Annotated in this window: 21 protein-coding genes and 1 tRNA gene; 17 read left to right on the forward strand and 5 right to left on the reverse strand. The window is 66.4% G+C overall.

Annotated elements, in window-relative coordinates; genetic code table 11:
- The first annotated feature begins 98 nt into the window (after positions 1–98).
- The 5 genes from truB to ABE434_RS05475 all read left to right on the forward strand — a co-directional run bounded on the left by truB (position 99) and on the right by ABE434_RS05475 (position 6,804).
- On the forward strand, positions 99–1,010 hold the full coding sequence (gene truB, locus ABE434_RS05455; RefSeq protein ID WP_346478108.1) for a tRNA pseudouridine(55) synthase TruB: 912 nt from the start codon (positions 99–101) through the stop codon (positions 1,008–1,010).
- 172 nt (positions 1,011–1,182) lie between these two features.
- Complete coding sequence (gene rpsO / locus ABE434_RS05460; RefSeq protein WP_038687260.1) at positions 1,183–1,443, forward strand: 30S ribosomal protein S15; 261 nt, start codon at positions 1,183–1,185, stop codon at positions 1,441–1,443.
- 147 nt (positions 1,444–1,590) lie between these two features.
- Positions 1,591–3,699 carry a polyribonucleotide nucleotidyltransferase gene (pnp, locus tag ABE434_RS05465; protein WP_346478109.1) on the forward strand — a complete coding sequence of 703 codons (2,109 nt, stop codon included), beginning with the start codon at positions 1,591–1,593 and terminating at the stop codon, positions 3,697–3,699.
- Positions 3,700–3,969: 270 nt separating this feature from the next.
- Positions 3,970–5,154, forward strand: coding sequence for a glycoside hydrolase family 18 protein (locus ABE434_RS05470; RefSeq protein WP_346478110.1), 1,185 nt, complete (start codon positions 3,970–3,972; stop codon positions 5,152–5,154).
- A gap of 51 nt (positions 5,155–5,205) precedes the next feature.
- Entirely contained in the window at positions 5,206–6,804 is a 1,599-nt protein-coding gene (locus ABE434_RS05475) for a winged helix-turn-helix domain-containing protein (protein ID WP_346478111.1), read from the forward strand.
- Here the strand turns inward: ABE434_RS05475 and ABE434_RS05480 are convergent.
- The 4 genes from ABE434_RS05480 to ABE434_RS05495 form a co-directional block, all read right to left on the reverse strand.
- Positions 6,773–7,849 (reverse strand): serine hydrolase, encoded by a 1,077-nt coding sequence (locus ABE434_RS05480; protein WP_346478112.1) that lies wholly within the window; start codon positions 7,847–7,849, stop codon positions 6,773–6,775. The two genes, ABE434_RS05475 and ABE434_RS05480, sit on opposite strands and share 32 nt — an antisense overlap.
- 108 nt (positions 7,850–7,957) lie before the next feature.
- A complete protein-coding gene (locus ABE434_RS05485) occupies positions 7,958–9,523 on the reverse strand; it encodes a PepSY-associated TM helix domain-containing protein (protein WP_346478113.1) in 1,566 nt (521 codons plus the stop codon).
- 10 nt (positions 9,524–9,533) lie between these two features.
- Positions 9,534–9,797, reverse strand: a complete 264-nt coding sequence (locus ABE434_RS05490) for a hypothetical protein (protein ID WP_346478114.1) — start codon at positions 9,795–9,797, stop codon at positions 9,534–9,536.
- On the reverse strand, positions 9,797–10,093 hold the full coding sequence (locus ABE434_RS05495; RefSeq protein WP_179458364.1) for a hypothetical protein: 297 nt from the start codon (positions 10,091–10,093) through the stop codon (positions 9,797–9,799). The genes ABE434_RS05490 and ABE434_RS05495 overlap by 1 nt, the downstream gene beginning before the upstream one ends.
- Positions 10,094–10,442: 349 nt before the next feature.
- On the opposite strand from ABE434_RS05495, the gene thrS reads away from it, so the two are divergent.
- The 10 genes from thrS to ABE434_RS05545 all read left to right on the forward strand — a co-directional run bounded on the left by thrS (position 10,443) and on the right by ABE434_RS05545 (position 19,597).
- Positions 10,443–12,347 (forward strand): threonine--tRNA ligase, encoded by a 1,905-nt coding sequence (gene thrS, locus ABE434_RS05500; RefSeq protein WP_346478115.1) that lies wholly within the window; start codon positions 10,443–10,445, stop codon positions 12,345–12,347.
- Between the two features lie 48 nt (positions 12,348–12,395).
- On the forward strand, positions 12,396–12,935 hold the full coding sequence (gene infC / locus ABE434_RS05505) for a translation initiation factor IF-3 (protein WP_172838068.1): 540 nt from the start codon (positions 12,396–12,398) through the stop codon (positions 12,933–12,935).
- A gap of 435 nt (positions 12,936–13,370) precedes the next feature.
- A complete protein-coding gene (gene rpmI, locus ABE434_RS05510) occupies positions 13,371–13,568 on the forward strand; it encodes a 50S ribosomal protein L35 (RefSeq protein ID WP_017355265.1) in 198 nt (65 codons plus the stop codon).
- Positions 13,569–13,578: 10 nt separating this feature from the next.
- On the forward strand, positions 13,579–13,938 hold the full coding sequence (rplT, locus tag ABE434_RS05515) for a 50S ribosomal protein L20 (RefSeq protein WP_017355264.1): 360 nt from the start codon (positions 13,579–13,581) through the stop codon (positions 13,936–13,938).
- A gap of 195 nt (positions 13,939–14,133) precedes the next feature.
- Positions 14,134–15,129 carry a phenylalanine--tRNA ligase subunit alpha gene (gene pheS / locus ABE434_RS05520; RefSeq protein WP_176989316.1) on the forward strand — a complete coding sequence of 332 codons (996 nt, stop codon included), beginning with the start codon at positions 14,134–14,136 and terminating at the stop codon, positions 15,127–15,129.
- A gap of 93 nt (positions 15,130–15,222) precedes the next feature.
- A complete protein-coding gene (pheT, locus tag ABE434_RS05525) occupies positions 15,223–17,604 on the forward strand; it encodes a phenylalanine--tRNA ligase subunit beta (protein WP_346478116.1) in 2,382 nt (793 codons plus the stop codon).
- A gap of 26 nt (positions 17,605–17,630) precedes the next feature.
- The gene (locus ABE434_RS05530; protein WP_005410432.1) at positions 17,631–17,930 is read left to right on the forward strand and encodes an integration host factor subunit alpha; all 300 of its coding nucleotides are present in this window, start codon (positions 17,631–17,633) and stop codon (positions 17,928–17,930) included.
- Positions 17,911–18,267, forward strand: a complete 357-nt coding sequence (locus ABE434_RS05535; protein ID WP_019182707.1) for a MerR family transcriptional regulator — start codon at positions 17,911–17,913, stop codon at positions 18,265–18,267. The genes ABE434_RS05530 and ABE434_RS05535 overlap by 20 nt, the downstream gene beginning before the upstream one ends.
- A gap of 67 nt (positions 18,268–18,334) precedes the next feature.
- A tRNA-Pro gene (locus tag ABE434_RS05540) sits at positions 18,335–18,411 on the forward strand.
- Positions 18,412–19,288: 877 nt separating this feature from the next.
- A complete protein-coding gene (locus tag ABE434_RS05545) occupies positions 19,289–19,597 on the forward strand; it encodes a hypothetical protein (RefSeq protein WP_346478117.1) in 309 nt (102 codons plus the stop codon).
- 33 nt (positions 19,598–19,630) lie between these two features.
- On the opposite strand, the gene ABE434_RS05550 is transcribed toward ABE434_RS05545, so the two are convergent.
- Entirely contained in the window at positions 19,631–20,092 is a 462-nt protein-coding gene (locus ABE434_RS05550) for an Lrp/AsnC family transcriptional regulator (RefSeq protein WP_319210467.1), read from the reverse strand.
- Between the two features lie 120 nt (positions 20,093–20,212).
- On the opposite strand from ABE434_RS05550, the gene ABE434_RS05555 reads away from it, so the two are divergent.
- Both ABE434_RS05555 and panB read left to right on the forward strand, forming a co-directional pair.
- Positions 20,213–20,830, forward strand: a complete 618-nt coding sequence (locus tag ABE434_RS05555) for a LysE family translocator (protein WP_346478118.1) — start codon at positions 20,213–20,215, stop codon at positions 20,828–20,830.
- A gap of 31 nt (positions 20,831–20,861) precedes the next feature.
- Positions 20,862–21,707, forward strand: coding sequence for a 3-methyl-2-oxobutanoate hydroxymethyltransferase (panB, locus tag ABE434_RS05560; RefSeq protein ID WP_179458413.1), 846 nt, complete (start codon positions 20,862–20,864; stop codon positions 21,705–21,707).
- The last annotated feature ends 92 nt before the right edge of the window (positions 21,708–21,799 follow it).

Raw genomic sequence — 21,799 nt, forward strand, 5'->3', positions numbered from 1 at the left:
GCTGTTGTCTTATGGGGCGGGGCCTGTCGCAGCGCGACCGCTTCGCCGGAGGCCGGATTGACCGGCAGCGCCACACGGCGCCGTTTTGAATTGAATGCATGGCACCTCGAATTTCGTTCCGTCGCCTGGATGGCATCCTGCTGCTCGACAAGCCCACCGGCATGAGCTCCAACGCGGCCCTGCAGGTGGCACGTCGCCTGTACCGGGCAGAGAAGGGCGGCCACACCGGCAGCCTGGATCCGCTGGCCACCGGCCTGCTGCCGCTGTGCTTCGGTGAAGCCACCAAGATCGCCGGCCTGCTGCTCGGCTCGGCCAAGGCGTACGACGCCGAGGTGGTGCTGGGCCAGACCACCGATACCGATGACGCCGATGGCACCGTGCTGCGCGAGCGGCCTGTTCCTTCCATCAGCGCAGCGGAGCTGGAGGCGGCGCTGGCCCCGCTGCGCGGTCGGATCCGCCAGCGCGCCCCGATCTATTCCGCGCTCAAGCAGGGCGGTGAGCCGCTGTATATGAAGGCCCGTCGCGGCGAGGCGATCGAGGCACCCGAGCGCGATGTCGAGGTGCACGCGCTGGAGGTGCTGGACCAGCAGCCGACGCGTCTCTCCCTGCGGGTGACCTGCGGTTCAGGCACCTACATCCGCAGCCTGGCCCGGGATCTCGGCGAGACCCTGGGCTGCGGTGCGCATATCGCCGGCCTGCGCCGGCTGTGGGTGGCCCCCTTCCGCGAGGCCCCGATGGTCACCCTGGAGACCCTGCGGGCCCTGGCCGAGCAGGGCGATGAGGCCGGCATGGAGGCCCTGTTGCTGCCGCTGGACGCGGGTCTGGCCCATTACCCCCGGGTCACGCTGGACGACGAGCAGACCCCCCGCTTCCGCGTGGGTCAGCGCATCCGCGACGCCGGCTGGCCGCAGGGTGGGGTGGTCGTCTTCGGCCCGGGCGAGGCGATCCAGGGCCTGGGGCAGGTCGATGAGACCGGTCTGCTGGCGCCGCAGCGCCTGTTCAACCTCTGACCGACCCGGCCCGGGACCCGCCCGGTCCTTGTTCCGGAGGGCCGCGGACGTTACAATTCCGCGGCCTTTTCAGGCTTCCCGCGTTCTGCGGGTTCATCCTTTCGTTCACGGCGAGTCGCGCGGTACGTCAATGGGACGTTTCTGCGGGCCACGCATCCAAGAGAAAAAAGATATGTCGATCGACACCCAGAAGGTCATTGAAGACAACAAGCGCAGCGCGGCTGACACCGGCTCCCCGGAAGTCCAGGTCGCTCTGCTGACCGCCCGCATCGAACTGCTGACCGGCCACTTCAAGACCCACAAGAAGGATCACCACAGCCGTCGTGGTCTGCTGCAGATGGTCAACCGTCGCCGCAGCCTGCTCGACTACCTGAAGAAGAAAGACGCTCCGCGTTACAAGGCCCTGATCGAAAAGCTCGGCCTGCGTCGCTAAGCACGAACCCCCACCGCGGCGCAGGAATGCGCCGCGGTTTTGTTTTGGCAGTACCGCATCAAACGTATGGGCCGGACAACCGGTCACCCGTCGGCGGCAAGGGTCGCCCGCGGTCCATTGAAGAAAGCATCATCCAAGGAAACCCCCGTGGCAAAAATCACCAAAACCTTCCAGTACGGCAAGCACACCGTCACGCTTGAAACCGGCGAAATCGCCCGTCAGGCCGGCGGTGCCGTCATCGTCAAGTTCGACGACACCGTGCTGCTGGTCTCCGCCGTTGCCGCCAAGAGCGCGCGTGAGGGCCAGGACTTCTTCCCCCTGACCTGCGACTATCAGGAGAAGTTCTACGCAGGTGGCCGTATCCCGGGCGGTTTCTTCAAGCGCGAAGGCCGCGCGACCGAAAAAGAGACGCTGATTTCGCGCCTGATCGATCGCCCGATCCGTCCGCTGTTCCCGGAAGACTACAAGAACGAAGTCCAGATCATCGCTACCGTGATGTCGCTGAACCCGGACATCGATGGTGACATCGCTGCCCTGATCGGTGCCTCGGCTGCGCTGTCGCTGGCCGGTACCCCGTTCAAGGGTCCGATCGCCGCCGCCAAGGTCGGTTACAAGAACGGTGAGTACATCCTCAACCCGACCGTGACCGAGCTGAAGGATTCGGAGCTGGAACTGGTTGTCGCCGGTACCGCCAACGCCGTGCTGATGGTGGAATCCGAAGCCGCGCTGCTGTCCGAAGACGTGATGCTGGGCGCCGTGACCTTCGGTCACCGCGAAATGCAGAAGGTCATCAACGCGATCAACGAGCTGACCGTGGAAGCCGGCACCAAGCCGTCGACCTGGGAGGCCCCGGCCAAGAACGACGTGCTGATCAGCGCCCTGCAGGAAGCCATCGGCCCGCGCCTGGGCGAAGCCTTCCAGGTGCGCGACAAGCTGCAGCGCCGTGACGCCATCTCGGCGATCAAGAAGGACGTGGTCGAGTCGCTGGCTGGCCGTGTGGCCGCCGAAGGCTGGAACCCGGCCGAGCTGTCGAAGGAATTCGGCGAGCTGGAATACAGCACCATGCGCAACTCGGTGCTGGACACCAAGGTCCGCATCGACGGCCGTGCGCTGGACACCGTCCGCCCGATTTCCGTGAAGACCGGCATCCTGCCGCGTACCCACGGCTCCTCGCTGTTCACCCGCGGTGAGACGCAGGCGATCGTGACCATCACCCTGGGCACCGCCCGTGATGGCCAGGTCATCGATGCCGTCGCCGGTGAGTACAAGGAAAACTTCCTCTTCCATTACAACTTCCCCCCCTACTCGGTGGGTGAGACCGGCCGCATGATGGGCCCGAAGCGTCGCGAAATCGGCCACGGCCGCCTCGCCAAGCGCGGCGTGCTGGCAGTGATGCCGTCGCTGGAAGCCTTCCCGTACACCATCCGCGTGGTCTCGGAAATCACCGAATCCAACGGCTCCTCGTCGATGGCCTCGGTCTGCGGTTCCTCGCTGGCCCTGATGGACGCCGGCGTGCCGGTCAAGTCGCCGGTGGCCGGTATCGCCATGGGTCTGGTCAAGGAAGGCGAGCGCTTCGTCGTCCTGTCCGACATCCTGGGTGACGAAGATCACCTGGGCGACATGGACTTCAAGGTGGCCGGTACTGCCGAGGGCATCTCCGCCCTGCAGATGGACATCAAGATCGAAGGCATCACCGAAGAGATCATGAAGCAGGCACTGCAGCAGGCCAAGGCTGGCCGTCTGCACATCCTGGGTGAAATGGCCCACGGCCTGACCGCCCCGCGCGAAGAGCTGTCGGACTACGCGCCGCGCCTGCTGACCATCAAGATCCACCCGGACAAGATCCGCGAAGTGATCGGCAAGGGTGGTTCCACCATCCAGGCCATCACCAAGGAAACCGGCACCCAGATCGACATCCAGGATGACGGCACCATCGTCATCGCGTCGGTCAACGCCATCGCTGCGCAGGCTGCCAAGGCCCGCATCGAGCAGATCACCTCGGACGTCGAGCCGGGCCGCATCTACGAAGGCAAGGTCGCCAAGATCATGGACTTCGGTGCGTTCGTCACGATCCTGCCGGGCAAGGACGGCCTCGTCCACGTGTCGCAGATCTCCAGCGACCGCGTCGAGAAGGTCGGCGATGTGCTGAAGGAAGGCGATGTGGTCAAGGTCAAGGTCCTGGAAGTCGACAAGCAGGGCCGTATCCGCCTGTCGATGAAGGCCGTCGAAGAAGGCGAGGGCGTCACCGCCGAGTAATCGGCCCACGCCGATCTCGCGGTAGGTGAGGACCGCTGGTCCTCACGCTTTCGCAGACACGAAAAGCGGGCTTCGGCCCGCTTTTTTTGTGCCCGATGCGACCCGCGTGACACGAACAGTCACGCTGCAGCACGTTGCATGACGTCACGAGGCTGCACGGAAGACCGCATTGACTGTCCGCCGGACGGATTCGCAGGACATCGTCACCGATGGCACGCACAGCGTGCGCCGCACTGCTAACGTGGCCTCGCCTTCGACCGGGGAGATCCCATGTTCCGTCCTGCCGTCGCTGTTCTCGCCGTCCTGATCGCCAGCGTGTTGCCGCAGGCGGCCTCCGCCGCCGAGCCGTTGCCCAGGGTCATCGGCGCGTATTACCCCGGCGGCTCCGCCGACCGCTATCCGGTGGAAAACATTCCGGCCGACACGCTGACCCATCTGTTCTACGCGTTCGCCACCATCGACCAAGGTGAGTGCGTCGTCGCGCCGCAGGCCGACGCGCACTTCAAGGCACTGGCCACGCTCAAGCGCGCGCATCCGACGCTGCATACGCTGATCTCGATCGGTGGCTGGAACGCCGGCGGCTTCTCCGATGCAGCGCTGACCGCGGAAAGCCGCCAACGCTTCGTGTCCTCCTGCGTGGCGATGTTCTTCGAGCGTCATCGCGGCAGTTTCGACGGCGTGGACATCGATTGGGAGTTCCCCGTGTATGGCGGCCCGACCGAGATCACCGACCGCCCGGAGGATCGTCGCAACATGACCCTGCTGGTGCAGGAGTTCCGGCGCCAGCTTGATGCGCTGGACAAAGCCGACGGCCAGCATCGGCTGGTCACCGCCGCATTGCCTGCGGGTCGGGTGCAGACCGATGGTCCGTACGATCCGGCACGCAGTTATGAGCTCAAGGCGCTGGGCCGCACGCTCGATTTCATCAACCTGATGAGCTACGACATGGGCACCGGCTTCTCGGCGGTATCCACCTTCAACGCGCCGCTGCACGCGGTGCCGGAGGATCCGCTGGCGCCGGAACTCAAGCGCTGGAACAGCGTGGCCGGGGCGGTGGCCTACTACGAGCAGCAGGGGGTGCCGAAAGAGAAGCTGGTGCTCGGCCTACCGTTCTACGGTCGTGGCTTCACGCTGGAGGGCGACGCCAACCATGGCCTCTACCAGCGCTACAGCGCGCCGCATCCGGCCGGTGACTGGCGGCAGATCCAGGCCGGCATGCTCGGCCAGCCCGGCTGGGAGCGGCACTGGCACCCGGTTGCGCAGACCCCGTGGCTCTACAACGCTACCGAGAAGGTCTTCGTCAGCTTCGAGGATCCCACCTCGATCGGCCTGCGCGCGAGCTTCGCCAGGGACAACGGCCTGCGCGGCGTCTTCATGTGGGAGCTGACCGGCGACGATGCGCAGGGCAGCCTGCTCAAGGCCATGGTGGCGCCGTTCCAGGGCCCTGCGAAGTAACCCCACGGGAAGGGGCGCCGCGACGCAGTCGCGTGCCCTATGCTTGCCCGCATGGAGAGCGTCCGCCTGCTGGATCTGCACATCGACCGCAACGCACAGCACGTGCGGCGCGGGGATGAGCTGTTGCCGGTCAACGGGCTGAGTTGGCGGCTGTTGGAGTGCCTGTTGGCCCATGGCAACGCCGTCGTCGATTTCGACACACTGGCCGATCAGGTGTGGGCACCGGCGGTGGTCGGCGAGGATGCGATCAGCCAGCGCGTGAAGCTGCTTCGGCAGGCGCTGGGCGATGACAGCCGACGGCCACGGTATGTGCGCTCGGTGCGCGGCCGTGGCTACCAGCTGTGCGCGCCGCCGCAGCCGGTGATGCACGACACCGTGGCCACCGTCAGCGCGGAGGGCGCCCTCGCGCCACGCCGGCACGGCGGTGCTCGCTGGATCTGGTTGGGGGCGGGCGTGACCGTCGTCGCGGTGGCTGCCGCGTTGATCGCGGTCCGTCCCGGCAACGCGCCGGTGTCGCCTGCCGATCCGGTCCTGCAGCGCGCTGCGTACTACGCGGGCATCGGGCAGGCCAGCAACAACGAGCGTGCGATCGGGCTGTACCGCCAGGCGCTGCAGATGGATCCGGAATCGTTGATGGCCAAACGTGGGCTCGCCCGTGCACTGGCGGCCGACGCCTGTCTGTTCAACGGCGCACGCGAACGCGCGCAGGAAGCGCTGGTGTTGGGCGACGAACTGGTGCGCAAGGTGCCGGACGATGCGGCCAGCTGGGCCGCGCGCGGTTATGCCCACGATTGCCTCGGCGCGATGTCGCAGGCCATGGCGGACTACCGGCAGGCCCTGCAGCACGACCCGGGTGACGAGCGCACGCGCGCGTCGCTGGCCTATCTGCAGCAGGAAAAGGGCGACCTCGCGCAGGCCCTGCAGGACAACCTGTCGCTGCGCGCGCCCGAGCGTGTCCGCTTCCGCGACGTGCAGGTCGCGCGCGAACTGGAACTGCTGGGTTTCACCGATGCCGCCGCGCGCCGGCACGCACGCAACTTCCAGCTCTATCCGGACAATGTGTTCGCCAACATCGCCTGGCCGCACAGCCTGTTGTCGATGGGCGAGCCGGGCAAGGCACGGCAGGCACTCGATCAGGCACTCGCTCGCGGGACACCGCACCCGCAGTTGCTGCGCCTGCAGGGCGAGATGCTGTTGTTGAGCGGGAATCGCAAGGGCGCCGCTGAAGCCTTCGAGCAGAGCCGTGCCCTGCGCCCGCAGCAGTCGATGGGCCAGACCTTGGCCGGCCTGTACGGCGATGCCGCAGCCACACCCGCGTGGATCGCCGGGCACCTGCAGGTGCTGGAGCGCCAGGCCGACGATGGCTGGTCCGACACCGCGCTGGAGCGCGCGATGTTGCTGCAGGCCCAGGGCGACGACGCCGCAGCGCTGGCCGCCCTGCATCACGCGGTGAACGCCGGCTTCCGCGATGCGGGGTGGTTGCGCGCCACCCCCTTGTTTGCGCCGCTGCACGGTGCGGCCGGCTGGCAGGGACTGCTCGACACGATCGAGACGGACGTAGCTGCCCAGCGTGCCCAGGTGTTGGCCGCCCCGTGGCGGCCAACAGACCTCGAGGGCCTCAGCGCAGCGCGGGCAGCAGGAACTCGGTGAGGATGCGGCGCGACTGCGGGTGGGCGAAGCTGCGGTTGTAGGCCTGGCTGGTGATCACCGCCACCAGCTTCTTCTCCGGCATCACGAACACGTAGTTGCCACCGTTGCCGGACATCGTCCAGACCGTGCGTTCGTGCCCCTCCACGGGAAGCTTCAGCCCCCACCACTGGTAGCCGTAATCGCTGCCGTCACCGGTGGTCGCCTGGGCGCTGAGCATCGCCCGGACATAGCGGGCCGGGATCAGCTGCCGGCCCTGCCAGCGCCCCTCGGCCAGCACCAGCTCGCCCAACCGCGCCAGGTCACGGCTGCGGTAGCGCGTTCCGCCGCCACCCATGCCGATACCTTCGGGTGAGCGGTTCCACCTGCTCGCGGTGATGCCCAGCGGGCGCTCCAGCACCTGCGCGGCGTAATCGGCCAAGGGCCGCTTCGTGGCCTGCTCCAGTACCGCGCCGAGCACGAAGGAGTTGGCCGTGCAGTAGGCGTGTGACCGGCCATGCGGGCTGTCCTCCGGGCGCGTCATCCACGGTGCGAAGCCTTTGACCGGCAGCGACAACGCGAAGTCCAGCCAGTGCTCGGTCACGTACATGCGCTCTTCGTTGCCGGCCGAGAACGCATTCTCGTCATCGCACTCCCACAGCGTGCTCATCGTGAGCAGGTCTTCCACCGTCATCGAGCGCAGCCGTGCATCCACCGGATGGCGGGCGGTGAACGCGGGGAAGTAGTCATACACACGGGCCTGCACGCCGGGCAGGTGACCATCGCCGATGGCCGCGCCGATCAGCATCGCGGTCACGCTCTTGCTGGCCGAGCGCACGTCATTGAGGGTCTCCGCCGTGCCGCCGTTGAAGTAACCCTCGTAGGCCACCTGGCCGTCCACCAGCAGCAGGACGCTGGTGACCTGTTTGATGTCCTGGGTGGCGATCGCCGACTCCAGTGCGGTGATCCGGGCGCTATCCAGCGCCGCGGGTGCGGCGGGAGAGGTCAGTGGCAGCGCGGCCGCCAGGGCGAAGGCCAAGGCGGCAAGTCGGTGTCGGTAGTGGTGCATGGGCAGGGCTCCTCGAGATGAGGGCCGACTACGCCATGACGCGGTCTGAAGTGCTGGAAACGCGGCTGAAGAATTCTGAAAGCCCGCCGCAGCAGGCGTCCAGGGTGATCAGCGCGGTGCACTCCACACGCTGTTCGGGTCGCCATGCCGCGCGCGGCGCAGGCTCGCACGGGCCAGCGTGGCAAACCCGAAGGCCAGTGCCAGCGCCACCGCGTCCACCCAGAACAAGGGCCAGTAGCCACGTGCCGCGCTCGCCCACGGCCAGTAGCCGGTCAGCGCCCCGTGTACCACCGCCACCAGCGTGGTACTGATGGCGGCCGCCCAGAGCAGCTCACGGGCGGCCTGGTCGGGGCGACGCAGTGCCGCCCACAGCGCACACGCGGCCCAGGTGGCGAAACAGATCCAGCGGATGCCGTGATCGACGGCCTGCGGCGCGACCTGCTCCAGGATCTGCGCGCCCACGAAGCTCGCCGAAACCGCGACGCACAGCCCGATGCACACGCCCACGGTGGCCCGGGCCATGTTGATCTGCGCGCGCCCCTGTTCCACCTGGCGCCGCTTGCGCCGCGATTCGATCCACAGCAGGTTGCCGGAATAGAACAGGAAGGCGCCGCCCAGGCCGAGCAGGAAGTACAGCCAGACCACCACGCCATTGCCGAACTCGCCGAAATGCAGCGCGTAGGCCGCACTCAGGGTGGCGTGGTTGGCATCGCGCTGGCCGGGCAGCTGGCTGCTCAGCAGCCGTCCGCTGGCCGCATCCAGGCCGACCGCGCCGAGCGGTCCCAGGGTGCCGCCGGATTCACCGGTGATCTCGATCGTGGCATTGGCATCGCCGGCATGGGCAAGCTTCAGGAAGGCCGGTTCGAAATCGGCCACGCCCTGGGTGCGGGCCACCTCGATGGCACGGGCGTGCAGCATGCGCAGGTTCGTTCCATTGCCGGACTGGCCGCTGGGCTCGCGTACCGGCGCGGTGTCCATCGCGGCCGGCACCGCCTGCAGCAGCTTGCCGTCGAAGATCAGCGGATTCAGCGCCGCCATCTGCAGGAAGATCAGGCAGAGCAGCGCGCCGGTGACCGCGAACATCAGGTGGAAGGGCAGGCTGAGCACGCCGATCACGTTGTGCGCGTCCTGCCACATCTGCTTGAGGTTGCGACCCGGGCGCAGCGCGAACAGATCACCGAACAGCTTGGGCAGGTGGATGACCAGGCCGCTGAGCAGGGCCACGCCATACAGCAGGCTGACGATGCCCATCAGGTAGGTGCCCGCGACCGGCAGGCCGAGGCTGTAGTGCAGTTCGTTGACCAGCTCGGCCAGCCCGGTCTGCGGCGGCGTGATGCTGCCGTCGTAATGGTCCAGCCAGGCATACAGCCAGGTGCCCTTGGCATCCTGCCAATACGCGATCGGTTGCGGGTGGTCGCCGCCGGGGAAGGTCATGCCCACATGGGTGCGTGCGGCCGGGTGGCGCTCGAGCACGCCGTCGAGCAGGCGCTGCGCGTCGTCCAGGCTGGCGGCGGGCGTGTCCACCGCATGCGGGGTCTGCCACAGCGGCAGATCGTGGTGGAACAGGGTCAGCGCGCCGGCGTAGAACGCCACGAACAGCGCGAAACCGGCGACCAGGCCGACCCACGTATGCAGCGTGGTGAAGGTGCGCAGGGTGGTGGAACTGAACTTCATCGCATCGCTCTCATTGCACCGCGCCGGTCAGGCGCAGCAGCCACAACAGGCCGAACCCGGCCACGGCGGTCGCGCTCATCACCGCCCACGCGCGCGCGCCGGTGCGGAAGCTGAAGGCCCAGATCGCGGCCAGCATCCACAAGGGAATGAAGGCGATCAGGCTGGGCACCAGCGCGTTCTGCCACGGCCCCGGCGGCAGCCAGGCGACCAGGCCGGTGGCCGCGGCCGCGACGAAGAACCCCGCCAGGAGGCCGGCGCCGGCGCGGGCCCACATCAGCGCATCACCTGTGCCGGGCGGTGCCACGCGGCCAGCAGCGGGAGCAGGATCGCCACCAGCATCCAGCTGCACAGCATCACCACCACACCGGTGGCGATGCCCAGGTTGGCGATCCACAGCCACAGCGCCGCCACGGCAGCCACCAGGCTGATCTGCCGGCCAAGGCGGCCGGCGCGGCGCAGGCGCGGCCAGCGGCAGTGCGGTGAGGCGGCATACAGCGCCAGCGCGGAAAAGGCGGAGCCGGCCAGCGCCAGGCTGCAGAAGCCGAGCGAGGTCAGCGCAACAGTGATCATCGGGAATCCAATCGGCAAACCTGTCCTGGGCAGGACAGTAATGCGCGCATGGTAATCATTGCGGTTTGTGGGCGCCACACGGACGCATTCAGGCGGTCCTGTCCGTTGGCCGCCGCCGGGGCGGCGCATTCATCGGCGGATTGGTTTAAGATCAGGGCAACTCTATCGAGGCAACAAAGGTGGCCCGCGCCCTGCGCCGGTCTAGCGTGTGACATGAGCACTACCACCGCCCACCGCTGAACGCCCCCGACGGCCCCTGACGCAGGCGCCTTCGTGGCGCTTTTTTTGTTGCCGCCTCGCCCCCGGATTCTCCAGGCCCCCTTGCGGGCCACCAGACCAAAGCACTCTCATGATCGCGATCACGCTCCCCGACGGCAGCCGCCGTGAATTCGAACATCCCGTCAGTGTCATGGACGTCGCCCAGTCGATCGGCGCCGGCCTGGCCAAGGCCACCATCGCCGGTTCGGTGGATGGCGTGCTGGTCGATGCCAGTGACGTCATCGACCACGATGCCAGCCTGCGCATCATCACCGCCAAGGACGAGGAGGGCGTTGAGATCATCCGCCACTCCGCCGCCCACCTGGTCGGCCACGCGGTCAAGCAGCTGTACCCGGACGTCAAGATGGTGATCGGCCCGGTCATCGCCGAAGGCTTCTACTACGACATCTACTCCGAGCGCCCGTTCACGCCCGACGACATGGCCGCCATCGAAAAGCGCATGGGCGAGCTGATCGCGCAGGACTACGACGTCATCAAGAAGGTCACCCCGCGTGCGGAGGTCATCGAGATCTTCAAGGCGCGTGGCGAAGACTACAAGCTGCGCCTGATCGAAGACATGTCGCCGGAGATCCAGGCGATGGGCATGTACTACCACCAGGAATACGTAGACATGTGCCGCGGCCCGCACGTGCCCAACACGCGCTTCCTGAAGGCCTTCAAGCTGACCCGCATTTCCGGTGCCTACTGGCGCGGCGATGCCAAGAACGAGCAGCTGCAGCGCATCTACGGCACCGCCTGGGCCGACAAGAAGCAGCTCGAGGCCTATATCAAGCGCATCGAAGAAGCTGAAATGCGCGATCACCGCCGCATCGGCAAGCAGCAGGAGCTGTTCCACCTGCAGGAAGAGGCGCCGGGCCTGGTGTTCTGGCACCCCAAGGGCTGGGCGCTGTGGCAGGTGGTCGAGCAGCATATGCGCCGTGTGTACCGCGACAGCGGCTACGGCGAAGTGCGCTGCCCGCAGATCCTGGACGTGTCGCTGTGGCAGAAGTCGGGCCACTGGGACAACTACCAGGAAAACATGTTCTTCACTGAATCGGAGAAGCGCACCTACGCGGTCAAGCCGATGAACTGCCCGGGCCACATCCAGGTGTTCAACCAGGGCCTGCACAGCTACCGCGACCTGCCGATCCGCTACGGCGAGTTCGGCTCGTGCCACCGCAACGAGCCGTCCGGCGCGCTGCACGGCATCCTGCGCGTGCGTGGTTTCACCCAGGACGACGGCCACGTGTTCTGCACCGAGTCGCAGATCGAAGCCGAAGTGACGGCCTTCCACCAGCAGGCGCTGGCGGTCTACACGACCTTCGGTTTCGACGAGATCCAGATCAAGATCGCGCTGCGCCCGGAAAAGCGCCTCGGCGATGACGCCACCTGGGACAAGGCCGAAGCCGCGCTGCGTTCGGCGCTGGGCAACTGTGGCGTGGAGTGGCAGGAGCTGCCGGGCGAGGGCGCCTTCTACGGCCCGAAGATCGAGTACCACCTCAAGGACGCCATCGGCCGTACCTGGCAGCTGGGCACGATGCAGGTCGATTTCATGATGCCCGGCCGCCTCGGCGCCGAGTACGTGGACGAAAACAGCCAGAAGAAGCACCCGGTCATGCTGCACCGGGCGATCGTCGGCTCGATGGAGCGCTTCATCGGCATCCTGATCGAGCACCACGCCGGGTCCTTCCCGTCCTGGCTGGCCCCGACCCAGGTGGTGGTGGCCAATATCACCGACGCCCAGGCTGAATACGTCAGCGAAGTGCGGAAAACCCTTGCAGATCAAGGCTTCCGCGTGAACGCCGATTTGCGCAACGAGAAGATCGGATATAAGATTCGCGAGCATACGCTGCAGCGGGTCCCGTACCTGCTGGTGGTTGGCGACCGTGAGAAGGAAAATGGCGCCGTGGCCGTGCGTACGCGCTCTGGCGAAGATCTGGGCAGCATGTCCGTCCAGGCCTTCATCGAGCGGTTGCAGGCAGAACAGTCCGTGTAAGAAAGTCCCGGCCCTGCGGATGCTCCGCGATGGGCCGGTTTGATTCCTCTGGGAGATTGCAATATCAGTACCCCTGACAACAAACAGAACCGCAAGAATCAGGAAATCCGGGTGCCGCGCGTCCGCGTGATCGGCAGCGACGGAGAAATGATTGGTGTGTTGACGCGTGACGAAGCGCTGTCGATGGCCGAAGACGAAGGTCTGGACCTGGTCGAGATTCAGCCGCAGGCTGATCCGCCGGTGTGCAAGATCATGGACTTCGGCAAGTTCAAGTTCGAAGCGCAGAAGAAGGCCAACGAGGCCAAGAAGAAGACCAAGCAGGTCGAGATCAAGGAAGTGAAGTTCCGCCCGGTCACCGATGAAGGTGATTACCAGATCAAGCTGCGCAAGATGCGCGGATTCCTGGAAGAGGGCGACAAGATCAAGGTCAACATCCGCTTCCGTGGCCGTGAAATGAGCCATCAGGAACTGGGTCGCGAGATGGCCAGCCGGATCGAAGGTGATCTGGGCGAGGACATCGTGATCGAGTCCCGTCCGCGCCTTGAAGGCCGGCAGATGGTGATGATGATCGCGCCGAAGAAGAAGTAACAGGCCGGCCCCAGCCCGAACGGGTGGGGCGTAGAGCCGGGCCATGCCCGGCTGCCGGCGCCGCCGGAGTCGATTGCTTCAGATTCGCGTCAGAAGGCAAGGGCGTTCTTTCAGGCGCCTGTTGCCGTTTGCCGTGGCCGCAGCCTCCTGTGGCCCGCCCGGCGGGCGTTCCACGCCCTGCCGGCACCGGTAAACACCCGCCCAATCAAGCGTTTGCAACTGCCTGGATTCACGGGCATAATGGGCGGCCCCGTTTTGCGGGGGTGCTGTTTTGAACGGTTTCCCGCCCCACAAAGGCACGCTATTTCAACGGCAAACAGGACCGGCCTGGTTCCCATAGGGGATCCCGGGCTTACAAGCAGGCAAGGGCACGGACGGAAAGTGTGGCAATGCCACCGCCCTGGTCAGTGACAAAACATCATCAAGGACATAGCAATGCCCAAGATCAAGACCAACCGGGCGGCGGCCAAGCGCTTCCGCAAGACCGCGTCCGGCAAGTTCAAGGCTGGCCACGCCAACCGTAGCCACATCCTCACGAAGAAGTCGACCAAGCGGAAGCGCAATCTGCGTCAGACGAACCATGTTCGTGCAGAAGACGCAGGCCGTTTGAACCGTATGCTTCCCTACCTCTGAGGACTGACCCATGGCACGAGTAAAGCGTGGCGTACAGGCGCGTCGCCGCCACAAGAAAATTCTGACCCTGGCGAAGGGTTACTACAACGCTCGCCGCAAGGTCTTCCGCGTTGCCAAGCAGGCCGTGATCAAGGCGCAGCAGTACGCCTACATCGGTCGTAAGCAGAAGAAGCGCAACTTCCGTTCGCTGTGGATCACCCGCATCAACGCGGCTGCCCGCATCAACGGCCTGAGCTACAGCCGTTTCATGAACGGCCTGCTCAAGTCCGGCATCACCCTGGACCGTAAGGTTCTGGCTGACATCGCCGTGCACGACGCAGCTGGTTTTGCTGCACTGGCCGAAAAGGCCAAGGGCGCACTGGCGGCATAAGTCCATTCCCCTGCCGTTGCCGTTCACGCGCAACGGCTGTGGGTAAGGCAAATGCATGGGGAAGGGCGCAAGTCCTTCCCCATTCTTTTTTGTGTTGGCGGTGGCCCTCCCGGTGCCATCGATCGACAGCGGTGGCGACGGGGGTCGGCCCGACGCGCATCGCGATGGCATACCGACGCGAGGCTCCGGCTATCCATGAGTGACATCCAATCCCTGACCACGCAGGCACTGGCCGACGTGGCCGCTGCCCAGAGCCCCGATGCGCTGGAAGCCCTGCGCGTGGCCCTGCTGGGCAAGAACGGCAGCATCACCGCACAGCTCAAGCAGCTCGGTGGCCTGCCGGCCGATGAGCGCAAAGCCGCCGGCGAAGCCATCAACCGTGCCCGTGACGCGCTGACCAGCGCGCTGGGTGATCGCAAGACCGTGCTGGAAGACGCTGCGCTGGACGCGCGCCTGGCCGCTGAAGCGATCGACATCACCCTGCCGGGCCGTCGCGATGAGCGCGGTGGCCTGCACCCGGTGACCCGTACCCTGGAGCGCATCACCGAGATCTTCGGCCGCCTCGGTTACGAGCTCTCCGAAGGCCCGGAAATCGAAGACGACTGGCACAACTTCGAAGCGCTGAACTTCCCGCCGCACCACCCGGCGCGTGCGATGCACGACACCTTCTATTTCGGCGACGGCCGCCTGCTGCGCACGCATACCTCCGGGGTGCAGGTGCGCTACATGGGCGAGCATGCGCCGCCGCTGCGCATGATCGCGGCCGGCAAGGTGTACCGCAGCGACAGCGACCAGACCCATTCGCCGATGTTCCACCAGGTCGAAGGCCTGCTGGTCGATGAGCATTCCACGTTCGCCGATCTGAAGGGCACGCTGTCCGAGTTCGTACGCGCGTTCTTCGAACAGGATTTCGAAATGCGCTTCCGCCCCAGCTACTTCCCGTTCGTGGAACCCGGTGCGGAAGTGGACATCGCCTGGCAGCAGCCCGACGGCAGCACCCGCTGGCTGGAAGTGCTCGGCTGCGGCATGGTCCATCCGAACGTGCTGCGCAGCGTCGGCGTCGATCCGGAGCGCTATACCGGCTTCGCCTTCGGTATGGGCGTGGAGCGCTTCGCGATGCTGCGTTACGGCGTCAACGACCTGCGCGCGTTCTTCGAAAACGACGTGCGGTTCCTGAAGCAGTTCGCGTAAGCGCGTCAGCGTAGCGCCGGGCCATGCCCGGCTGGACAGGATTCAAGACCATCACGGCCCAGGCGCCTGCGCCGGGCCCACCAGGGTGACACCATGAAATTCTCTGAAAACTGGCTGCGCAGCCACGTCCCGACCACCGTTTCGCGCGATGAACTCAGCGCGGTGCTGACCGCGATCGGTCTGGAAGTGGAAGAGATCGATGCGCTGGGCAATGGCCTGCAGCATGTCGTCGTAGCCAAGATCATTTCCGCCGAGCGCCATCCCGAAGCCGACCGCCTGCAGATCTGCCAGGTCGATGCGGGGCAGGGCGAGCACCTGCAGATCGTGTGTGGCGCGCCGAACGCACGGCCGGGCCTGGTCGCCCCGCTGGCGATGGTCGGTGCGCAGATCGGCGACCTGAAGATCAAGCCGGCCAAGCTGCGTGGCGTGGAGTCCAACGGCATGCTGTGCTCGGCCAAGGAGCTGGGCCTGGACACCGATGCCTCCGGCCTGTTCGAACTGCCGGACGATGCGCCGGTCGGCCAGACCCTGGTCGAGTACCTCGGCCTGCCGGACGCCAGCATCGAGATCAAGCTGACCCCGAACCGCGCCGACTGCTTCAGCATCCGCGGCATCGCCTTCGACGTGGCCGCCGCGTGCGCCAGTGAAGTGGTGCCGTTCGACGCCGCCCCGGTGCCTGCCGTGGGCACGCGTGAGCTGGCGATCCGCCTGGATGCCGGTGCCGAAGCGCCGCGTTATGTCGGTCGCGTGATCGAGGGCGTCAACGCCCGCGCCGCGACCCCGCTGTGGATGGCCGAGCGCCTGCGCCGCAGCGGCGTGCGCCCGGTCTCGCTGCTGGTGGACGTCACCCAGTACGTGATGCTCGAGCTCGGCCAGCCGATGCACGCCTTCGATCTGGGCACCCTGCAGGGCAGCATCGGCGTGCGTCGTTCGCGCGCCGGTGAAACCCTGAAACTGCTCGACGGCCGCGACGCCGCGCTGGACGACAGCTTCCTGCTCGTCACCGATGCCGACCGCCCGATCGCGCTGGCCGGCCTGATGGGCGGCTTCGATACGCGCGTCACCGACGACACCACGAACGTATTTCTGGAAGCCGCGCATTTCGCGCCCGCCGCGATCATGGGCCGGGGCCGCAAGCTCGGCCTGCACACCGATGCCGGCCACCGCTTCGAGCGCGGCGTTGACCCGGTGCTGCCGCGCACGGCGATCGAGTACGCCACCCGCCTGATCCTGGACCTGGCCGGCGGCACCCCGGCGCCGGTCACCGAGGCCGTGCGTGAGGCCGACCTGCCGGCGACCGCCACCATCGCCCTGCGCCGCGCCCGTATCGCGCGCGTGCTGGGCATCCAGATCGCCGATGCCGATGTGGAGCGCATCCTGCGCGCGCTGGGCATGGACGTGACCGCGTCCGCCGATGGCTGGCAGGTCACCGCGCCGAGCCGCCGCTTCGATATCGCCATCGAAGAAGACCTGATCGAAGAACTGGCCCGCATCCACGGCTACGAGCAGATTCCGACCACGCTGCCGGGCGGTGCCTCGCGCGTGGCGATGCCGACCGAGACCCGCCTGGACGACCTCAGCGTGCGCCGCCAGCTGGTCGCCCGTGACCTGCAGGAAACCATCAACTACGCCTTCGTCGATGCCGCGCTGCTCGCGCAGTGGCAGCTGGACGAGGGCCTGGTCGCGCTGGCCAACCCGCTTTCCGCCGAACTGGCGGTGATGCGCCCGTCGCTGCTGCCGGGCCTGGTCGCGACCCTCGGCCGCAACGCCGCGCGCCAGCTGGGCCGCGTGCGCCTGTTCGAAATGGGCCGCGTGTTCCATCAGCAGGCCGGTGAGGGCCAGCCCGCCCCGCTGGAGACCCTGCGCGTGGCCGCTGCGATCTGTGGCGATGCCGACACCCAGCAATGGGGCCTGCCGACCCGCAAGGTCGATTTCCACGACCTCAAGGGCGACCTGGAATCGCTGGCGGCCGCCAGTGGCGCCGAGCTGGAGTTCAGGCCGTCGCAGCGTCCGTATGGCCACCCGGCACGCTCGGCCGAGGTCTACCGTGACGGCGTCAGCCTGGGCTGGATCGGCCAGATCCACCCGCGCCTGGCCAAGGCCATGGATATCGACGTGGACGTGTTTGCCTTCGAGCTGGACCTGGCCCCGCTGGCCACCCGCGCGCTGCCGCGGGCGACCGAGCTGTCGCGGTTCCCGTCGATGCGCCGCGATCTGGCCTTCCTGGTGCCCGAGGCCGCGGCCTGGGCCGACCTGGAAGCCACCCTGCGCCGGGCCGTCGGCCCGCTGCTGCGCGAGGTCACCCTGTTCGACCGGTACGTCGGCCAGGGGGTCGAGCCGGGGTTCAAGAGTCTCGCTATGGGCTTGATTTTGCAGGACAAGTCGCGCACTCTGACGGACCGCGACGTGGATGCGGTGGTGGCCGAGGCGGTCTCTGCCATGGAGCGTGAACATCACGCCCGGATCCGCGGCTGAGCGGGAAGCATGGGGGATAGCAGGCAATGGCATTGACCAAGGCGGAGATGGCCGAGAAGCTGTTCGACGAAGTCGGTCTGAACAAGCGCGAAGCCAAGGAATTTGTCGACGCGTTCTTCGATGTGCTGCGTGAAGCATTGGAACAGGGACGTCAGGTGAAGCTGTCCGGCTTCGGGAATTTCGACCTGCGGCGCAAGAACCAGCGCCCGGGTCGCAACCCCAAGACCGGTGAGGAAATTCCGATTTCCGCCCGTACGGTGGTCACCTTCCGTCCGGGCCAGAAGCTCAAGGAAAGGGTAGAGGCATATGCTGGATCCGGGCAGTAACCGAGAACTTCCGCCGATACCGGCCAAGCGCTACTTCACCATCGGTGAGGTCAGTGAGCTGTGCGACGTCAAGCCGCACGTGCTGCGCTACTGGGAAACCGAGTTCCCCAGCCTCGAGCCGGCCAAGCGCCGCGGCAACCGCCGCTACTACCAGCGCCACGACGTACTGATGGTCCGCCAGATCCGCGGCCTGCTCTACGAGCAGGGCTACACGATCGGCGGCGCGCGCCTGCGCCTGGAAGGTGCCGATGCGCGCGAGGAATCGGCGCTGAGCAACCAGATCATCAAGCAGACGCGGATGGAACTGGAAGAAGTGCTGCAATTGCTGCGCCGCTGAACCATTTTTCACGCAAACCCGTTATACTCGTCGGCCCGCTGAGAGGCGGGGACATTGCCAGCATCATCGGGGCGTAGCGCAGCCTGGTAGCGCATCTGCCTGGGGGGCAGAGGGTCGTCGGTTCAAATCCGGCCGTCCCGACCAATGTTGGTGATTCGATCAAAGGCTTGTGCAGCGATGCGCAGGCCTTTTTTCTTTTTCGTTCCTGGTCGTTGGACTACGCCCTGATGCGTGAGTCGACTGGACAGATCGCCCTGGTGACCTGTCCAGATTCCTACCTGCCATTGCTCGTAAATCCCAGTCCTTCGAGAGGGCTCGACTGATGGCGTGGCAAATAAGATCCCGTCAATGTGGGTCCTCTTCGTCGCGAACCAGTTTCTGCCGCAACGTGCGGCAAGAGCTGACGAGCACGTTCATATGACTCGATAGGAGAGGCTCCATGGCGATACGCCCGCAGTCCTTTGTTTTTGCCTGTGCACTGATCTGCGCAATACCCGTTCTTTCCCATAACGCTTCTGCCGCCGTCCCAGACAAGATGACCGTAGAAACCCAAGCGAGGTATACGGTGGGCCGGTCGGAAGCGGATGCCCTTGACCGTTGGCTCGCAAGTACACGGGAGGCCGAACCCCGTACTTTGGACTGGGGAACGGTGACCATTTCGTCGTTCAAGCGTGTAGATCTCCGCGCCATAACAGTGGCGAATCGTCCTCCCGTCCCGCTGCCCACAAGGGGCGCGCCTGGAGAGCGGATAACCATCATCAATGAGCTGCCTGGCGGCTTCAAGGAGCGTTGGACGTTCCAGTGGGTTCCTGCGAGCAGTGGTGGTGGTGGTGGAGATTGGAAGCAGACACACTATGAATCACACGCGCCTGTCAGCGGCGAGGATCGAGCAGACGAGGTGTGAACATGCGCATGCATCATCCACGCGCAGTGCGACCTGCGTGTACGAACCACTCAACGCGGAGCGCATCTGCGCGCGGTGGATCACCGATCAGGCTCGCGCTGGGGATAATGGGGAAGGGTGGTCAGGGATCGATACTCGCCGACACCTTCGGTCCGCATTCCGAATAGTCCTTCAGCGGACGTCGCCGCATCGTGGGGCGGACAGTCGCTGGTCGACAGTGCGCTGATCCAGATTCACGTGCTGATCGTGCGCGGCGAATGGGATCACGTCACCACCGATGAGGACGCGCGACGTCTCTTCGATGCACTGCGCGGTGCCAGCGACAAACGCGACGTCAAGATTTCCGGGGGCAACCATTGGCTGCACCTGCAGCCGCGCCGTGTCGCGTTGTGGGCCGAGGTCAGAAGCTTCCTCGGCGAGCGTTGAGCCACCGGGCGGGGGAACGCTTCAGCGCGGGCCTCAATGCCCGTTCAACGGCAGCGGCCGGTCGATCACCACGTCCTTCATCACCAGGGTCGAGGTCAGCCGCTGCACGCCGGGCAGGGCGGAGAGGTGTTCGTCGTACAGGTGCCGGAACGCGGCCAGGTCGCGGGTGACCACGTGCAGCAGGTAGTCCGGGTCGCCGAACAGGCGCTGTGCCTGCAGGACCTGCGGCACCTCTGCCACTGCGTGTTCGAAGGCGTCCACGGCGTGGCGGTCGCCGTCGCGCAGGGTGACGAAGACCAGCGCTGAGAACTTCAGGCCCAAGGCGGCGGGATCGAGCTCGGCACGGTAGCCGCGGATCGCGCCGGACTGCTCCAGGGCACGCACGCGGCGGTGACAGGGCGAGATGCTCAGGCCGATGCGCTCGGCCAGCTCGGTCACGGTGAGGCGGCCGTCTTTCTGCAGCTCGGCAAGAATTCGCTGGTCGGTGGCATCCATGCGCAAGAGTTTCCTCCTGCAGGCCGGCGTGGGGCAAGTATTTGGAAGCACATTCCAGAGACGCGGGAATATTCTTCTGTCCATCCCGCAGATCGCGGCAAGACCGCCCCCTTGGATCCCATGCAACCCAGCGTCATTGCCGCCTTCTGGGCGGTGTCCATCCTCTTCGTGCTCACCCCCGGTGCGGATTGGGCGCACGCGATCGCCGCCGGCCTGCGCGGGCGGGCGGTGGTGCCGGCGGTGGCCGGATTGCTGTCTGGTCATCTGCTCGCGATCGGGCTGGTCGCCGCGGGCGTCGGTGCGATGCTCGCCCGCGTGCCGGTCGCGCTGCACGTCCTGACCGTGCTGGGTGCGGTGTATCTGCTCTGGCTGGGCATCGGCCTGCTGCGCCACCCGCCGGTGGCTGCGGCCGACGCTGCGGGGGCGGTGACGGGGTGGCGCCATTGGGCGCTCAAGGGCGCCTGCGTCAGCGGGCTCAACCCCAAGGTGCTGCTGCTGTTCCTGGCCCTGCTGCCCCAGTTCATTTCCGCCAGCGCGGCGTGGGCGATGCCCGTGCAGATCATCGCGCTGGGCATGGTCCATCTGGTCAGCTGCGGCGCGGTCTATCTTGCGGTCGGATATGGCGCCGGTGCCTTGCTGCGCACGCGCCCGCGTGCATCACGCGCCGTCGGCCGTGTCTCTGGCGCTGCGATGATCGTGATCGCCGCGCTGTTGTTGAGCGGAACCGGCACACTCTGACCCCACGTTGTTCTCTACCAGGATGCTTCGCATGACCGAACAGCTCCATCCCTACGCGACGCCGGGCACTGCCCCGGTCCCGGCACCGCGCGTGCGCATTCCGCACCTGCAGCAGATGAAGGAGCGCGGCGAGAAGTGGGCGATGCTCACCGCCTACGACATGTACACCGCGGCGATCTTCGAAGATGCCGGCATTCCGGTGCTGCTGATCGGCGACTCGGCGTCGAACAATGTGTTCGGCAACGACTCGCTGCTGCCGGTCACGGTCGATGAGTTGATGCCGCTGGTGCGCGCGGTCAGCCGCTGCACGCGGCGCCCGCTGGTGATCGCCGATCTGCCGTTCGGCTCCTACCAGGCCTCGCCGGAGCAGTGCTTCCACACGGCCGTGCGTTTCATGAAGGAGGGCGGCGCACACGCAGTGAAGCTGGAAGGCGGCATCGAGATGGTGCCGCAGGTGCGCAAGCTGGTCAGCTGCGGCATCCCGGTAATGGCGCATATCGGCTTCACGCCGCAGTCGGAGCATCAGCTCGGCGGCTTCCGCGTGCAGGGGCGGGGCGAGGATGGCGCACGGCTGATCGAGGAAGCGCGCGCGCTGGAGGCTGCCGGTGCGTTCGCGGTACTGATGGAAATGGTCCCCGGCACGGTGGCCGCACAGATCACCGCGGCGCTGAAGATTCCCACCGTCGGCATCGGAGCGGGCAGCGACTGCGATGCGCAGGTGCTGGTCTGGCAGGATATGGCAGGGCTGCGCACCGGCAAACTGCCGCGCTTCGTGAAGCAGTACGCGGACATGCACGGGCTGCTGGAAAAGGCCGCGCGTGAGTTCGCGGAAGAGGTGGGGGCAGGCACGTTCCCCGGTCCGGAACACACGTTCTGACCGACGCACGTCCCGGCTGAGGCGCGTTTCCACGGTACCGCCGCGCGGCGGTACCGTGCTCCCCGCGTCATCCAATCGTCATGCAGGCCACG

The sequence above is a fragment of the Stenotrophomonas sp. TWI1183 genome (assembly GCF_039673115.1).
Taxonomy (GTDB): Bacteria; Pseudomonadota; Gammaproteobacteria; order Xanthomonadales; family Xanthomonadaceae; genus Stenotrophomonas; species Stenotrophomonas maltophilia_AA.

Excerpts from the sequence above, each read along its gene's own strand:
- truB (WP_346478108.1), top strand. The coding sequence starts at position 99 with ATGGCACCTCGAATTTCGTTCCGTCGCCTGGATGGCATCCTGCTGCTC.
- rpsO (WP_038687260.1), top strand. The coding sequence starts at position 1,183 with ATGTCGATCGACACCCAGAAGGTCATTGAAGACAACAAGCGCAGCGCG.
- ABE434_RS05470 (WP_346478110.1), top strand. The coding sequence starts at position 3,970 with ATGTTCCGTCCTGCCGTCGCTGTTCTCGCCGTCCTGATCGCCAGCGTG.
- ABE434_RS05475 (WP_346478111.1), top strand. The coding sequence starts at position 5,206 with ATGGAGAGCGTCCGCCTGCTGGATCTGCACATCGACCGCAACGCACAG.
- ABE434_RS05480 (WP_346478112.1), bottom strand. The coding sequence starts at position 7,849 with ATGCACCACTACCGACACCGACTTGCCGCCTTGGCCTTCGCCCTGGCG.
- ABE434_RS05485 (WP_346478113.1), bottom strand. The coding sequence starts at position 9,523 with ATGAAGTTCAGTTCCACCACCCTGCGCACCTTCACCACGCTGCATACG.
- ABE434_RS05490 (WP_346478114.1), bottom strand. The coding sequence starts at position 9,797 with ATGTGGGCCCGCGCCGGCGCCGGCCTCCTGGCGGGGTTCTTCGTCGCG.
- ABE434_RS05495 (WP_179458364.1), bottom strand. The coding sequence starts at position 10,093 with ATGATCACTGTTGCGCTGACCTCGCTCGGCTTCTGCAGCCTGGCGCTG.
- thrS (WP_346478115.1), top strand. The coding sequence starts at position 10,443 with ATGATCGCGATCACGCTCCCCGACGGCAGCCGCCGTGAATTCGAACAT.
- rpmI (WP_017355265.1), top strand. The coding sequence starts at position 13,371 with ATGCCCAAGATCAAGACCAACCGGGCGGCGGCCAAGCGCTTCCGCAAG.
- rplT (WP_017355264.1), top strand. The coding sequence starts at position 13,579 with ATGGCACGAGTAAAGCGTGGCGTACAGGCGCGTCGCCGCCACAAGAAA.
- pheS (WP_176989316.1), top strand. The coding sequence starts at position 14,134 with ATGAGTGACATCCAATCCCTGACCACGCAGGCACTGGCCGACGTGGCC.
- pheT (WP_346478116.1), top strand. The coding sequence starts at position 15,223 with ATGAAATTCTCTGAAAACTGGCTGCGCAGCCACGTCCCGACCACCGTT.
- ABE434_RS05530 (WP_005410432.1), top strand. The coding sequence starts at position 17,631 with ATGGCATTGACCAAGGCGGAGATGGCCGAGAAGCTGTTCGACGAAGTC.
- ABE434_RS05535 (WP_019182707.1), top strand. The coding sequence starts at position 17,911 with ATGCTGGATCCGGGCAGTAACCGAGAACTTCCGCCGATACCGGCCAAG.
- ABE434_RS05550 (WP_319210467.1), bottom strand. The coding sequence starts at position 20,092 with ATGGATGCCACCGACCAGCGAATTCTTGCCGAGCTGCAGAAAGACGGC.
- ABE434_RS05555 (WP_346478118.1), top strand. The coding sequence starts at position 20,213 with ATGCAACCCAGCGTCATTGCCGCCTTCTGGGCGGTGTCCATCCTCTTC.
- panB (WP_179458413.1), top strand. The coding sequence starts at position 20,862 with ATGACCGAACAGCTCCATCCCTACGCGACGCCGGGCACTGCCCCGGTC.